This window comes from candidate division WOR-3 bacterium, from assembly GCA_026418155.1.
Lineage (GTDB): Bacteria > Hydrothermota > Tepidihabitantia > Tepidihabitantales > CAIPLT01 > JAOABV01.
On record JAOABV010000001.1, the window covers coordinates 54405 to 70757 of the forward strand.

At 36.0% G+C, this 16353-nt stretch carries 9 protein-coding genes, 1 tRNA gene and 1 other RNA gene; 7 read left to right on the top strand and 4 right to left on the bottom strand.

Annotated features, from left to right (window positions below; all coding sequences use genetic code 11):
- Positions 1-162 precede the first annotated feature (162 nt).
- The 3 genes from N2201_00260 to N2201_00270 all read right to left on the bottom strand — a co-directional run bounded on the left by N2201_00260 (position 163) and on the right by N2201_00270 (position 5446).
- On the bottom strand, positions 163-2691 hold the full coding sequence (locus N2201_00260; GenBank protein ID MCX7784657.1) for a carbamoyltransferase HypF: 2529 nt from the start codon (positions 2689-2691) through the stop codon (positions 163-165).
- A 225-nt stretch (positions 2692-2916) separates the two neighbouring features.
- Positions 2917-4173, bottom strand: a complete 1257-nt coding sequence (locus N2201_00265) for an asparagine synthetase B (GenBank protein MCX7784658.1) — start codon at positions 4171-4173, stop codon at positions 2917-2919.
- 283 nt (positions 4174-4456) lie between these two features.
- A complete protein-coding gene (locus N2201_00270) occupies positions 4457-5446 on the bottom strand; it encodes a carbamate kinase (GenBank protein ID MCX7784659.1) in 990 nt (329 codons plus the stop codon).
- A gap of 473 nt (positions 5447-5919) precedes the next feature.
- On the opposite strand from N2201_00270, the gene selA reads away from it, so the two are divergent.
- Positions 5920-7326: an L-seryl-tRNA(Sec) selenium transferase gene (selA, locus tag N2201_00275; GenBank protein ID MCX7784660.1), complete on the top strand. Its 1407-nt coding sequence runs from the start codon at positions 5920-5922 to the stop codon at positions 7324-7326.
- Between the two features lie 105 nt (positions 7327-7431).
- Positions 7432-9444, top strand: a complete 2013-nt coding sequence (selB, locus tag N2201_00280; GenBank protein MCX7784661.1) for a selenocysteine-specific translation elongation factor — start codon at positions 7432-7434, stop codon at positions 9442-9444.
- Between the two features lie 154 nt (positions 9445-9598).
- Here selB and N2201_00285 read toward each other — a convergent pair.
- Positions 9599-9692 (bottom strand) — tRNA-Sec (locus tag N2201_00285).
- Positions 9693-9864: 172 nt separating this feature from the next.
- Here N2201_00285 and rnpB point away from each other — a divergent pair.
- From rnpB to N2201_00310, 5 genes are all read left to right on the top strand, one after another.
- Positions 9865-10255, top strand: an RNA gene (gene rnpB, locus N2201_00290) — RNase P RNA component class A.
- Positions 10256-10601: 346 nt separating this feature from the next.
- On the top strand, positions 10602-11345 hold the full coding sequence (locus N2201_00295; protein MCX7784662.1) for a sugar phosphate nucleotidyltransferase: 744 nt from the start codon (positions 10602-10604) through the stop codon (positions 11343-11345).
- A gap of 167 nt (positions 11346-11512) precedes the next feature.
- Positions 11513-14083: a DNA polymerase I gene (polA, locus tag N2201_00300; protein ID MCX7784663.1), complete on the top strand. Its 2571-nt coding sequence runs from the start codon at positions 11513-11515 to the stop codon at positions 14081-14083.
- Positions 14084-14118: 35 nt separating this feature from the next.
- Positions 14119-15237, top strand: coding sequence for a UDP-N-acetylglucosamine 2-epimerase (non-hydrolyzing) (gene wecB / locus N2201_00305; GenBank protein MCX7784664.1), 1119 nt, complete (start codon positions 14119-14121; stop codon positions 15235-15237).
- Positions 15238-15433: 196 nt separating this feature from the next.
- On the top strand, positions 15434-15601 hold the full coding sequence (locus N2201_00310) for a hypothetical protein (protein ID MCX7784665.1): 168 nt from the start codon (positions 15434-15436) through the stop codon (positions 15599-15601).
- Positions 15602-16353: the final 752 nt, after the last annotated feature.

Below are 16353 nucleotides of genomic sequence, written 5' to 3' on the forward strand. Positions count from 1 at the left end.
AAATTCGGTTGTTTAATTTTGTCTCTATTTTTTCAATTAATTTTGTGTCTATTTTTTCAATTGGTTCTACTTGGGAAAAGAATATATATGACTTTTCTCTGCTCTCATTTTAAGATATTTAATTAAACCTTGTCTGATTAATCGAGAATTTTGGGTGCGGACCTAAATCTTTTTACCAGCGACTACAGCTTGACCTAATGCAATTCCACCGTCATTGATTGGAACGGTTCGATTAAAATAGACATCAAATCCGGAGTTTTCAAGCAAGGAGACAATGCCGTTAAGAATTATTCGATTCTGAAAGACTCCGCCCGCAAGACAGACCTGAGATATTTTTGTTTGTTGAGATATTTTTTTTACGACTTCAACTGAAGTTTGAATCACCCATTGATGAAATAGATAGGACAACCTATTAGTTTCAACCCCTGAATCTCTTTGTTTAATGAGAAATTCAAAAATTGGTTTTGGTTCAATTATAAAAGTATCATATTGATAAACATCGTGGCTTGGTAAAGAACCTTTATTAGATTGTCTTATTAAATTTTCTTTAGGGTTATTTAAACTCAGCGCTGGTTGATAAATTTGTTTTGAGCGCGAGTCAATACGGTTATTAACTAATGAAATCGAATTTTGAATTATCTCATATCTTATTCTTTCTTTTGTTTTAGTGCTGGATGCAAAATTTATTGCTTCGGCCTCTAAACTTATCGGCGCCTCGGCTTCGTAAGTTTGTAAGGAGCAAGTGCCCAACAGATAAGCGACTGCATCAAATAGCCGTGCAAAACTTGATGTGAATATTTGATTATGAGTAAAAACCTTAGGTCTTTTTTTTAATAACTCTAATTCAATAAGATATGCTTCACAGATCATTTTCGGATTGGTAATTGCGCTATCACCACCAATCAGGGGTAAATATCGTAAATGTGCTAAGCGCTGGTAGTTTTGATAACTGACCAACATAAATTCACTGCCCCAAATATTACCATCAGGACCAAATCCAGTTCCATCAAAACTTAAGCCGATAACCGGAGGTTTTAGATTATGCTCAGCCATAACGCTCACAAGATGGGCAAAATGATGCTGGATTTTTAATAAAGGAATTTTGTGTTTTTCAGCAAATGCTTCAGCCAATCGAAAAGAAACATAATTTGGATGTAAATCACACGCGACAATCTCAGGCTTAATACTAAACCACTTCTGATACTTTGTTAGCATCTCCCAAAAGAAATCGATGCTCTCATTAGAACCAAAATCGCCAATATAAGGACTTAAGTAGACTTTTTTATCTTCACCTAAAGCAAAACAATTCTTTAAGTCAGAACCGAATGCCAAAACTGGTTTTAGATTAACATTTTTTAGTTCAATCGGTGAAGGCACATAACCCCTTGAGCGCCTTATTAAAATTTGCCCCTGATAATTAAATACTACAGAATCATCGCACCGGGATTCAATTTTACGATTATGGTCAAGAATATAATCAACACATTTAGAAAGACGATTTTTTATATCTATAGCATTTGTGATAATCGGTGCATCTTTAGGGTTAGCACTGGTCATTACTAGTACTTTTAATTGACCAGAAGTTTTTTTTATAGTTTTATGCTTGTTATTGCCGAATGTTTCATGTGAAACATTTTTAGTCTCAAATAATAGTTTATGTAGTGGTGTATATGGTAACATTATGCCTAAATAAGCATTATTGGGCGCAACAGATTCTGCTATTTTTAATTTAGGATTTAGGCGCTTTTTTAGAAGCACGATTGGTGCAATATTAGATTTCAGCAAATTTTCTTCTTCTTTGTTAATAGTGCATAATTGCTTTATAGTCTTAATGTCTTTGCACATTAAGGCAAAAGGTTTTCGGGGTCGATTTTTTCTTTTTCTTAGTCTTCGGACTGCGGATTCATTTTGAGCATCAACTGCTAAAAGAAAACCGCCAATAGATTTTATACATAGTATTTTTCCTTGGTTTAATAATGAGACTGCCTTTTTAATAATTTCTTGGGAGTTTGCTTTTTTAATACCGAGAAGTTTGATTTTTTCTTGGCTTAGTAATGAGATTTCGTTTTTAATAATCTTTTGGCTGTTTTCTTTTTTAATCGTAAGTGGTTGGGAAATCGGGCTTAGGGTAAGATGGGGTCCACAGATATGGCAGGCATTAGGTTGGGCGTGGAATCTTCGGTCCTGAGGATTTTTATACTCTTTTTCGCAATCCGGACACATCTTAAACATAGCCATTGTCGTTCGAGGTCGGTCATAAGGGGTATCTAAGATTATGGAATACCTTGGTCCGCATTGCGTGCAGTTAGTAAAAGGATAATAAAACCGACGGTTTTTAGGCATTAGGATTTCAGCAATACATTCCTGGCAGATTGCTAAATCAGGCATTATGGAGACAGCACAGATATTGTTTTTAGTTTTAGGTTGACTGGCAACAATAGTAAAATCTGTATAGATTTTTGTATTGATTGATTTTACAATAATGCTGTCAATTTTGGCTAATTTAGGCGGCGAGGTTTTTAGGATACTTAAAAATTTTCGGCTATTTTTTCCTTGGCAGAAAATTAAGACACCTTGTTTTGTGTTTTTGACTATACCACTAAGATTTAATTTTTTAGCAACATTATAAACATAGGGTCTAAAACCAATACCTTGAACCTGTCCTTTAACTAAAATTGAGAGAGTTTTCATTTGAGAATAGAGTAGTTGTTCGCTAAAAGAATGCTTTTAATTCTTGGATTAGGTGTGATTTGATTCTTGTGTTTTGATTTGAAGTCTTCAAAGTTTGGGAGAACGGTCACAAAACCGTTCTTCTCCAAAAGGTGAGCAATTTTATTCTTATGTTTTGATTTGAAGTCCTCAAAGAGTAAGTCCTTGGTGGCAATAATGCGAAACCGGGTTAGGTATATTTTATTCTTAGGTTTTAAGTGGTTTTTTTTGGGCTGCAGGAAACAAGACATTGTTTAATATTAGTCGATAGCCAGGAGAGTTTTTATGCAATTCTAAATTAGTCTGAGGGTCGCCAATGCGATGTGCGAAATCTTCAGGGTCATGACCACCTAAAAAAGTAAATGTGCCTTTACCAAATTTTCCGTGGATGTATTTAACTTCTTCGGTATTAGGAACTTCACCTAATATCAAGACATTTTTCTTTATTTTATCTCGCCGGAATCCGCAGTTTTGTCCCAGAAATTCTTTGACCAAAGCAACATGGTTTTGAACCAGCATTGTTGGAACTGGGTCATACTTAGCCGAAAAATCGAAGAGCGAGAAGTAGACATTTGGTCCCCGAGCCGAAGATTCAATATAGGTATCAATATCAGAATGTTCATAGACATAAGGGTCAATGACGACAGTGAAATTTTCAAATGCCAAACAGTTAGCATAATTGAGTTTAGACATATAATTAGGGTCAACCGGGTCGCCATCAAACTCCTTAGGAACGATGTCTGTATTTTCTGCGGCCAAAGCGATATCAGGAGTATCAGTCGAAGAACACATTGCAAAGACCATCCCACCATCTTCTATATACTTTTTAATCTCTTTTACTACTGCCAATTTTAATTTAGATACTTTTTTGAATCCCAATGACTTAGCCATAGCAGTATTCAATATAACATCTTCTTGATACCAGTCGGCATGTCCGTGTCCTGCGAGAAATTTGCCATATTGTCCAGTAAAGTCTTCGTGGTGTAGGTGAAGCCAGTCGTATTCTTTTAATTTGCCTTGGAGCACTTCTTTATCCCAGATGCGGTCATAAGGTATCTTGGCGTATTCTAAGGCTAGTCTTACTGCGTCGTCCCAGGGCTCGTGATTTGGTGGCACATAGACCGCAATTTTGGGTGCTTTTTCTAAAAGCATTGCGTCCATATTCTCTTTTTCAATTGTCTGTCTAATGGTTATTTCTTGGCTGGGAGAGATTACTTCATAACGAACACCCCGAAGATTGCAAAGTTTTCTAATTGCTGGATTGTCAGCCATCAGAAACGAACCGCCTCGATAATTCAATAACCACTCAACATTTTCACCTGCTAAAAGACAATTATACGCAATTCCATAAGCCATTAAATGGTCGGTTTGAGTCAAGTCCATAGGAATCAATATCTTAGCATGGGTAAAAGTAAAAGAAAGAAAGGTTGAGAAAAGAAGGATTAATTTAGTGGTTCTGTGCATATTTTAGCTTGTGTCTCATTATTATAGTAATTATAGTAATTGTTTTGTTGGTTCTGTTTGTATTTTAGCCTTGTGTTTATTCTCATTGTATTGTTTTGTTGGTTCTGTTTATATTTTAGTCTTGTGTCACATTATTGTAGTAATTGTTTTTATTGGTTCTGTTTGTATTTTAGCCTTGTGTTTCATTATCTGTAGTAACATTTATTAATTCTATTCGTATCTTATCTCAATTTTATTCGTATCTTATTACAGCATTAATCGTCCTACCGATTAATTATTAGTGCTATTCGTATACAATCCGTGTGCCGATAGTGTTGTTGGTTAATGCAGTGGCAATATTGCTCGGGTTGGTAATAATACCAAATCGAGAACGGTCCTTTTCAATAAACTTAATTAATGCTTGGATTTTCGGCTTCATACTGCCTTCAGCAAAATGTCCTTGATTTAAATATTCAATTGCTTGCTTTAAGTTTATGGTATTTAATGGGATTTGATTGTTGGTATTGAAGTTGAGATAGACTTTATCAATGCTTGTTGATATGATGAGGCAGTTAGCGTCGATTAAATCGGCTAAGAGTGCTGAAGTTAGGTCTTTATCAATTACTGCGGGTATTGGTTTAAGGTGATTGTTTTCTTGAATTACCGGAATACCGCCGCCACCAGCAGCGATTACGATATGGTTGTCTTCGATTAAAGATTTTATAATGTTGATTTCAACAATTGATTTTGGTTTGGGAGATGCGACCATTCGGCGAAAACCTCTGCCAGCGTCTTCTTTCATAATCCAGTTTCGTTCTGCTTGTAATGCAAAGGCTTCTTTTTGGGAATAAAACGGACCAACGGGTTTTGTGTAATTAGAGAAACCGGGGTCATCTTTATCTACTAAGACTTGAGTAATAACAGTGACAATATTAAAAGGACATTTGCATTTAGTTGATTCGTTTTTCAGATTGGGTTGAATCATATCCTTGTGTTTAGCCAATTCGTTTTTCAGGCTGAGTTGAATCATATAACCAATTTCTGCCTGAGTTAGCGCCGTAGCAATTTCTAAAGGAATTTCTGGTAAGTGGTTGCGGGTTAAATAAGAACGAATTAATGCAGTTCCTACTTGGGGTCCATTGCCATGGGTTATGACTACCTGATTGTGATGACAGACAATTTCAGCAATATTGGCACAGGTTTCCTGCACAGTTTCAAACTGGTCAAAGAAAGACGGTGGTTTATTACCATTGCGGAGCAAAGAATTACCGCCGATAGCAATTACAATGCGCATATGCGTTTAGCCCTTCTTTAAAAGTGATATTCACAGGTGTTTGTCGCTTTCATATAAAATTTTAAGCAATATATTGATTAATGTCAAGACAGTAAGATACCAGCAAAGATGCTGGCAGTATCGAGTCTTCTGAAAAAGTAATTTTCTGCTAATGACCAAAGAGTAATATGAGAGTATTGCAAAAGTTTTCAATAAGACAGCAACACCTTTTTTCGCCATTTTATACTTGTAGTATGAGAGTATTGCAAGCATCCTTTCTTCCAATAAGAGCATTTTTCACTATTTCGTTCTTTTCGGATTTTTTCCGAACTTTAATGTAATTGATAACTTTTTCTTCAACCTATGATGTTCTTATGCCGAACTTTTCCCTATAATGTAATTGATACCTTTTTTCTTCAACCTATAATGTTCTTATGCATAACTTTTCCCTATAATGTAATTGACAACTCTTTTCTTCAACCTATAATGTTCTTATGCTGAAACTTAATAATCAGGAAGTGTTAAAAAACATTCCATCGGTTGATAAGATTCTTAACTGGCAGGATGTTAAGGTGTTTGAAAAGAAAATTAAGACTTCTTATTTAACTGAGATTGTTCGGTATAAGACTGATGAGTTTAGACAAAAACTACTTGGAGGTGAAAGACTTAGTCCTGACGATTTGAAACAGATGGTCGTCGCAGAACTAAAATTCCTGACCGAACGATATTTTACTTATGCGATTAATGCCTTAGGAGTTATTCTCCATACTGGATTGGGCCGGGCTCCTTTTGCTCAAGGCATTGACAAGATTCTGCAAGATGTTAGTCAGGCTTATGCTCGGTTACAGATTGATGACGAAGGTAAACGCGATGACCGGTATAAAAAGATTAGTAAACTGCTTAGAGTCTTAACAGGTTGTGAAGCAGGAATTATCGTTAATAATAATGCCGGGGCGACGCTTTTGGTCCTATCCGCAATCGCCAAAGGAAAAGAGGTTGTGGTCTCCCGCGGTCAATTAATTGAAATTGGTGGTTCTTTTCGCCTGCCTGAAATTATGGCACAATCTGGTTGTATTCTCCGGGAAGTCGGCACAACTAACCGCACACATCTTAAAGATTATGAACAAGTTATCAATGAGAACACCGGCGCAATTTTAAGAGTTCATCAATCTAATTATCGGATTATCGGTTTTACCTCTGAGGTCCCTTTAGCCGAATTGGTGTCTTTGGGAAAAAAGTATCAGGTTCCGGTAATTGATGATTTGGGTAGTGGTGCTTTAATTGATTTCTCTAAATACGGTTTACCCAAAGAGCCAATGGCACAAGAAAGTATTGCGCTTGGTGCCGATATTGTCTGTTTTAGCGGTGATAAATTGATTGGCGGACCACAATGCGGTATCATTATTGGCAAAAAAGCCTATCTGGAAAAGATTAAAAAGCATCCTTTAACTCGGGCACTAAGGTGTGATAAATTAACTAACGCGGTTTTAGAAGCAACCTTACAAAAGTTTTTACTACCAGAAGAAGATTTGATTAATGAACATACTGTGTATCAACTTATGCTGAAACCATTAAATGAAATCAAAAGACAGGCGAATTGGTTCGCACGGAAATTAAAAAAGGAACACAGTTCTCAATTGACCTGTGAAGTAAAACCATCACATAGTGAAATTGGTGGTGGTTCGTTAAGCACCGAACAACTACCAACTTTTGTAGTCATAATAAAACCGAACAATCTCTCATCCCAAGATTTAGCCAAAAGACTTCGGCAATACCAACCACCAATCTTTGGTCGGATTCACGAAGATTCATTAATCCTTGATTTTAGAACCGTGCTGAAAGGCGAAGAAAAAATAATTTTACAAGCATTGCAAGAAAACTTAAAGAGTAATGATAAATAATACGATAAATACTTTACAAGCAATGCAAGAAATCTTAAAGAGCAAAAATAAATAATACGATAAGCATTGCAAATACGCAAAATGTAAATATTATCTAAATTTTCCATGTCTAATACTAAAAAACGGCATATAGTTATTGGCACTGCTGGTCATATTGACCATGGTAAAAGTGCTTTAATCAAAGCATTAACCGGAGTTGACCCTGACAGATTAAAAGAAGAAAAAGAACGGGGGATGACCACAGATTTAGGATTCGTTTTTTATGGTGATAATGCCACGCTCATCGATGTCCCGGGTCATGAAAAATTTGTCCGTCATATGGTTGCTGGTGCGTCAACGATAGATATCGTGCTATTGGTGATTGCTGCTGATGATGGCATTATGCCACAAACCCGAGAACACCTTGAGATATTGAAACTTTTAGGTATTAAAAAGGGTGTTGTCGTCATCACCAAAAAAGATTTAGTCAGCACAGAACGCTTACAAATTGTTATTGAAGAAATTAAAAATTTAGTTAAAGACTCTTTTCTAAAAAAAGCGCCCGTAATTGCAGTTTCTAATGTCACAAAAGAAGGAATCAATGAATTAAAGAGCCTGCTGGATAGATTGATTGCAGAAACCGAAAGTAAAATTGACCAAGGTATTTTTCGCATGCCCATTGACCGTTGTTTTACCATCAAAGGTTTTGGTACAGTTGTTGCTGGCACAGTCTTGTCCGGGAAAATAAAAGTAGGCGATGAAGTTGAAGTTCTTCCCCAAAAGCGAAAAGTCAAAATTAGAAGAATTGAAGTCCATAATAAACCAGTAGATGAAGTCAGCACAGGTTTTCGGGCGGCAATCAATCTTATTGGTGTGGAAAAAGACGAGATTAACCGCGGGGATGTCTTAAGCCAAATCGGTTTTTTCCATCCTTCACTATTTCTCAATGCGTCGCTCTATCTTCTGCCTAATGCCGAAAGACCATTAAAAAACTTTGAACGAGTAAGAATTCATTTAGGCACTAAAGAAGTTTTAGGTCGGGTAGTTATTTTAGGTAAAAAAGAGATTTCAGCAAAACTACCCCTTTCCGAGAAAACAAATACTCAAGGCACGGATATGACAAAAAGGATACTTTTACCTAAAGAAAAGGCATTGGTTCAGTTTCGATTGGAAGAACCAGTAGTAACAAATATCAATGACCGATATGTCATCCGAACCTATTCGCCCCAAACGACCATCGGTGGCGGTATAATTCTTGACCCTAAAGCAACTAAAGTCAAAGGATATGACGAAGAACTGCTAACTCATTTAGCCCGCACCGAATCAGGTGAACCTATTGATTTAGTTGAAGAAGATTTATTATGCAATTTTCAAATAGCCAAAAAGCCGACAGAAATTGCTCAAGATATAAATCTACCGGTTAACGAAGTTATAGAATTATTAAAACAACTCGTGCAACAGAAAAAAGTGCTCTGTTTAGATGAAAATAGAGCGTTGAATTACCATTCCCAAAACTTATTTTATCATTCCCAAAATGCCGAAAAATTGCAACAACAAATAATTGAGAAAATAAAAGAATACCATCAGCAAAACCCCACAAGCATTGGCATAACTCCATTAGCATTATTAAAGACAGTGAGTGTCGGATTAGATAAAATACTTTTAGATTGGGCAATAGACCAATTACAGACCCAAGGAAAAATTCAGGTCTCTTCAGAACAGAAAATTCGTCTATCCGATTTCAAAATGGTGGTGGAAAAAAATATTGCCGAATATGTCGAAAAAATTGAAAAACTACTCTTATCTTGTGGATATGAACCGCTCACATTTAGTGAAATAAAAAGCAAAATTAGCGGAAAAGAGACCGAAATAAAACAAAGTTATCAATATCTACTTGACCAAAAGATTTTAATAAACATTGGCGAAGGGCTAGTCTTACATCAAAAATATATAAAACAAGCCGAAATAATATTGGTTGATTTCTTAAAGAAAAATGGTTCAATCCGAGTATCCCAATTTAGAGATTTACTCAAAGCCAGCCGAAGAACCGCTTTGCCACTACTAATCTTTTTTGACAACAAAGGCATCACAATCCGAAAAGATGATATAAGAGTGCTGTCAAAAAAATTTAAAGATTAAATTCATACAGAGAGACTAAAAATATTAAGTCTTGTAACAGCCGATGGCGACAGTAAAACTAAACCCAGAAATATTTTTGCTTAATTTTTATGATCTGGTTTTTGATTTCAATTAAAATGAAGAGGACCGCTATTTAATTTTTATATTAAATCAATGGCGGAGGCGTGTAGGAATCGAACCTACCGTTCTTCTTTCGAAGAACACCTGGATTTGAAGTCCAGTAGGCACACCAGCACCTATCCGCCTCCAATAGTTCCATATAAAATATAATAAAATTTTAGAGAATACGCAAGTAAAATTAAAAAAGGCAGTGTCAAGCTTTTAATGTGGTTTCTCTTTACTTCCATAAAGACTTGTCTTATATTGTTGGTTTAGCATATTGACAGGAAGGTTTAATTTTTTATATAATTAATTTATGGAAGGATAGGTCGGGCGGTCGCTCTAATTCTTACGATTGTAAGAGTTAGGGAGGAAAGTCCGAACTCATCCAGACAAAGTGCTTGCTAACCGCAAGACATGGTTTTTGTGAAAAAACCATGATGGAAAGTGTCACAGAAACAATACCGCCCAACACGGGTACGCCCGAATTGGACTATCCCGCTTTGGGTAAGGGTGAAAAAGTGCGGTAAGAGCGCACTGTTCTGGCTGGTGACAACCAGAACGGACAAACCCCACTTTGAGCAAGACCAAGCAGGAGTTGTGAGATGTCTGGCTCAAAAACTCCAGGTAGGTCGCTATGAGTCTTTTAGCAATAAAAGACCAAGACAAATGACCGCTTAAACAGAATTCGGCTTACGAACCTATCCTTCCATTACTTCGATTTATTTCTTACTCTCAAAGGGTGTTAAAGCGATATTAAATCCATAGATAATTTTATTGTTTTCGTAAAAGTGATAGTGGAATTAAGAGCTTTAGGCAAAGAATTGGGGTAAAGTTAGAGTTGACTATTTCTGTATTTTAATTAAACTGAAACTATAGTGATATCTGAATTTTAGATTGTGACGAAATGTTCAAAGCATTCTGGTTTTATATAGTCTAATCCAATAGCACTTATGAGAAAATGAATTTAGTAAGATGTTTTTGGTATCGTTTAATAAACCAGCGATTTATCCGAATTTGGTTTTTGAGTTATGAGTAACTGTAATGAATTTTTAGATATTAAGGGTGTGGTCTTAGCCGGTGGATTGGGGACTCGTCTTCAGCCCCTTACTCGTGTAACCAATAAACATCTCCTGCCAGTCTATGACCAACCAATGATTTTTTTCCCTATTCAAAAATTAGTCCAAGCCGATATTAAAGATATTCTTATTGTTACAGGTGGTAATAGCGCAGGTGATTTTCTAAAACTGCTGGGAAATGGCAAGGATTTTGGTTTGAAGCGTCTCCATTATACTTATCAAGAAGGTGAAGGTGGTATTGCTGAAGCCTTAGGCTTGGCTGAAGAATTTGCTGAAGGTAAACGCGTCGTCGTAATTTTGGGTGATAATATCTTTGAAGATGATTTGACCCCTTATGTTAAATCGTATCTGAAACAAAAAAGTGGTGCCAAAATTTTACTAAAAGAAGTTCCTTATCCGGAACGATTCGGCGTTGCAGAAATTCAAGACAATCGTATTGTCCGAATTGTGGAGAAACCGAAAAATCCGCCATCTAATTTTGCTGTGACTGGAATTTATATGTATGACCAAGAAGTGTTCTCGGTTATTAAGACCTTAAAACCATCAGAACGCGGGGAACTGGAAATTACTGATGTCAATAATTATTATCTTCAACAGAATAGATTGACCTACGATATCTTGCCTGGTTGGTGGGCTGATGCCGGCACTTCGTTCTCGGCTTATTATCGAGCGATTTCTTTAGTGCGCGAACTTCGTATGAAGGTATCAATGGGCAAAGAGTAATGACTAATGTTCCCAATCAATTGATTAATGCTTAATTCGAAAGATAAGTTTGTTGTTTGGAAAACAATTTGAGCATTGTGAGTAGTGATTAATATTTTTGTGGTGTTGGTTAATGTCTAATGCGAAAGCCCAATGCGTAATGTCTAATGTCTCAACCCCATTGCCTAATGTCTAATCTGAAAGGTAAGTTTGTTGTTCTGATTGATGGTCATTCTTTGGTCTATCGCTCGTATTATGCTTTTATCCGTAATCCGTTACGAACTTCCAAAGGTCAAAATACTTCAGCAGTTTTCGGTTTTGTTAATTCGCTAAAAAAGTTATTAAATAACTTCTCGCCTCAATATTTAGCAGTTGCTTTTGAAGCCGGCAGAGAAACTTTTCGTCATCGTCTGTATCAAGATTATAAGGCAGAACGACCAGAAACTCCTAATGACCTTGCTTCGCAATTGCCGATTATTGAAGAGATAATTTCGGCTTATGGCATAAAAGTTCTGAAAAAGGAAGGTTATGAGGCAGATGATATTTTAGCCACGCTTGCCCAACGATTAAGTCGCAAAGGAATCAAAGTCTATATTGTGACATCAGATAAAGACTTATTTCAACTGGTAAATGATAATATTTTTATTTACGATGTGTATAATGATATAATTTACGACCGCAAGAAGACTCAAGAGAAGTTTGGAATTAATGACCCCAGCCAGATTAGAGATGTTTTAGCCTTGGCCGGTGATTCAATTGATAATATTCCCGGCGTCCCGAATATTGGCATCAAACGTGCAGTCGATATTATTCAAAAGTATAATTCTTTAGAGTCGGCGTTGGAAAACGATGAACGGCTAAAACCTTATAAGGATATTGCGCAACTGTCAAAAGTATTAGCAACCGTAAAAACCGATGTTAAGATTAAAGTCAGCCTTAATCACTTGAAACTAAAAAAGCCCAATATTCCAAGATTGATTCAAATTTTCCAAGAACTTGAGTTCAGTTCTCTCTTAAAAGACATTGTTAAGAATGATACGCGAGGAACTACCCAACCGCAACTGTTTGCCGAAAAAACTTCGCCGGAACTTATGCCAGACGACATCCAGCCGCAACAATTTGCCGGAAAGCCTTCTATTCTTAAATTTGCATCTCAGGAAGCAGAAAATCAATTCGGTTTTTATTATTCTAATAATGGTTTGTTCGTATCCAATGGCAAGGAGACAATAAGAATAACAGATACCACAGAGAGCAATAACTTTTTAAATTCATCATACTTAAAGATTACCTATGATTTGAAATCACAGATGCATTGTTTACGTGCAAAGCAATTAGATTTAACTGAACCCTATTTTGATGTTAAAATCGCTTCTTATCTTTTAGATTCTAATCGGAAGCGATACGAGTTGTCGGATTTGGTTCTATGGCATCTTCAACAAATTCCAAGTTCAATTTCGGATTCGGAACGAGCATATTTTGCATTTCATCTTTATCAAAAATTATCCCCGGAGATTTTTGCGCGAGGTTTAGCAACAGTTTTGGAAGAGTTGGAAATGCCTTTAATTAAAGTGCTGGTTGATATGGAACAACGCGGAGTAAAGATTGACCCGAAACTCCTTGAAAAGATATCTTCTGAAATCGAAGATGAGAGGGAACTATTAAAGCAAGAAATCTTTCGTAAAGCCGGGGTTAAATTTAATATCAATTCTCCGCAACAGTTGTCTAAAGTTTTATTTGAGAAATTGTCTTTACCGAAAACGAAACGCACCAAAACAGGTTTCTCTACAGATTCGTCGGTATTGTTAGAATTAGCACCAAAGGCACCGATTGTTCAAGACATCTTACGCTACCGGGAAATCACGAAATTGCAAACGACTTATTTAGCCCCAATGCGAAAACTGATGAAAACAGAGACTAACCGCATTCACTGTCAATTCAATCAAACCGGAACATCTACGGGCAGATTGTCTGCATCTAATCCTAATTTGCAGAATATTCCGATTAGAAGCGACCTGGGGAAAAAAATCCGCCAAGGCTTTATCGCGGAACGGAACTATTGTTTGATTTCTGCGGACTACTCTCAAATTGAATTAAGAATTTTGGCAGAACTTTCAGGAGATGAAAAGTTAATCGAAGCATTTTTACTGAATGAAGATATCCATACTCGAACCGCAGCCGAAGTGTTTAATAAATCCCAAGATAAGATTACAGAAAATGAACGACGCATTGCTAAAATGGTAAATTATGGACTGATTTACGGGATTTCCGATTTGGGCTTATCGGTCGGGTTAGGTATTACTCAAGATGAAGCCCGAAACATCATTGATAACTTTTTAGCAGTTCACTATAAAGTTGCTGAGTGGCAGGAAAAGACGATTGCTGAGGTCAAAGAGACTGGTTATGCTAAGACGATATTTGGACGGTTGCGACCTATCCCCGGCATTTTTGCCCAAAATCGCATCCTCTATGAGTCTGCGCTCCGCGCGGCAATTAATCATCCGATTCAAGGCTCTGCTGCTGATATTATCAAAAAAGCAATGATTGAAATTTACCAGCAAATGAAAAAAGAAAAGTTTCTTGGTGGAATTATTCTCCAAGTTCACGACGAACTACTATTAGAAGTAGAAAAGAATCGAATTGAAGAAGCCCAAGATTTAGTAAAACAGATAATGCAAAAAAAATATTTATCCGAAGTTCCCTTAGTCGTGAGACTGGGCGTTGGTGAAAATTGGGCTATTGCCCATGATGAGCAAAAATGATAAGCCCCACAATCAACTCCAAAGGATAGAGCAGAATGTATCGAATTCTTTTTGCGTTTGGCACAAGACCTGAAGCCATAAAATTAGCACCAGTAATAAAAGAACTCCAGAAACATAAAAAGGATTTTCAGGTTGAAGTCTGCATTACCGCACAACATCGCCATATGCTGGACCAAGTGCTCGAGACCTTTCGCATTAAGTCGGATTTTGACTTAAATATTATGAAACAGGGTCAGACTTTATTTGATATTAATGTGCGCATTCTGCGCGGATTAGAAAAATTATTACAAGAGCGAAAGCCCGATTTGATTTTAGTCCAAGGTGATACGACTACGGCTTTTGTCTCAGCCTTAGCCGCATTTTATTGTAAAATTAAAATTGGGCATATAGAGGCCGGTTTACGCACCCAAGATAAATTTGCTCCTTTTCCCGAAGAAATGAATCGACGACTTATCAGCCATCTGGCTGATTATCATTTTGCTCCAACTAAGCAGAGTAAATTGAATCTATTGAAAGAAGGAATCAGTGGTCAAAACATTGTTGTCACGGGTAATACTGTAATTGATGCACTTTATCTGGCATTAGAGATGAATCCCGATGTTGAAATCCCAGTCCTAAAAAAGATTAAGCCCAAGCAAAAAATAATTTTAGTTACCGCACATCGCCGAGAAAGTTTTGGCGCACCTTTTTTTCAAATTTGTCAAGCACTTAAAACAATTGTCCAAAGAAATCCTGACGTGGAGATTGTTTATCCGGTCCATCCTAATCCTAATATATGGGTTAATGCCCATCAGATTTTAGGCGATGAAGCAAGAATTCATTTAATTGCACCGATGGATTATCTACCATTTTGTCATTTGATGAAAAAATCATATATTATTCTTACTGATTCCGGCGGTATTCAAGAAGAAGCACCGGCTTTGGGTAAACCAGTATTAGTTTTACGAAATAAAACCGAAAGACCTGAAGCCATTGAAGCCGGAACCGCAAAACTGGTAGGAACAGATAAACAAAAGATTGTCCGCGAGACCGAAAGACTATTATCTTCAGAACAAGCGTATAATAAAATGGCAAAGGTGAAAAATCCTTTTGGTGATGGTAAAGCCAGTCAAAGAATAAAAGTTTTCTTAAAAAAAGTAGCAACTCCAAATTAAATATATCACGAAAATAAAGGTCCGTGCAGTAATTCCTAATTTATTCTTTAACATATGAATAAAAGCCTAATCGCCCAATTAGTCGTAATTGATTATTTTCATTAGTCTGTTGAGGATTTTTATTGAGAAGGCTAAATAGGGTATCTTCCTATTTGCTTTACTATCTGAAAAGGCATTTAGTATATCAGATGGTCTTGTGAGTTGTGGTGTTCGCTTTCTAATGCGAAATTATAGTTATGCTAATGAAGTTGAGATAAAAAATTATAGAGAAATTGGAAGTTTTATCGTTGCCATTGCCAGCCTTGAGCCTCACGGAACAAAAGAAATCTTACACCACTTAAAATTAGAAGACCTAATCCGATGAGGGAACTATACCCTTGTCTCAATAAATTTTTAAAAAATCAGTTAAAGATCAACCTAACACATTGAAAATAATATACTTTTCAAATTATATTGCCGACATAACTTTTATAATAGAGGAAACTTTTAAGGATACATTTAGAAGATGATATTAAGATTATTAAGAGGAGGCGATGATAAGTAAATTTCTGTTACTTTTGCGAGTGGTTTTTTGTCTTATTAAATAAAAGAATTTGCTATTGAACGGATTACCTATATGTTTATGTTAATTATCTGCCATTAACTGATTTATGGAAATGGTCTATAGTTCTATTTCAGTCACCCAAATTAGAGTAATCTTTTGAATGTATCTATTAGACTTATCTGCTTTACGCCAGCCATTTAAGTTCTGGAATTTGTAGAGAGGCTTTTGTACATTAGTAACAATTAGTAATAGATAATTATTGGAAAATAAATATTAGGGGACTAAATTGTTAATATCGTTAAGCATAATCTTTTGCATATCAGTATATAAATATTTTGGGTTAAATTGTTAATATCGTAAAGTGTAATCTTTTGAATATTAGGTTATAACTATTTTTGGGTTAAATAGTTGATGTCATTAAGCGTTTTCTTTTGAATATTGGGATATAAATATTTTTGGGTTAAATTGTTAATATCGTAAAGTGTAATCTTTTGAATATCAGGTTATAAATGTTTTGGTTAACTTGTTAATATCGTTAAGCATAATCTTTTGCATATCAGGTTATAAATGTT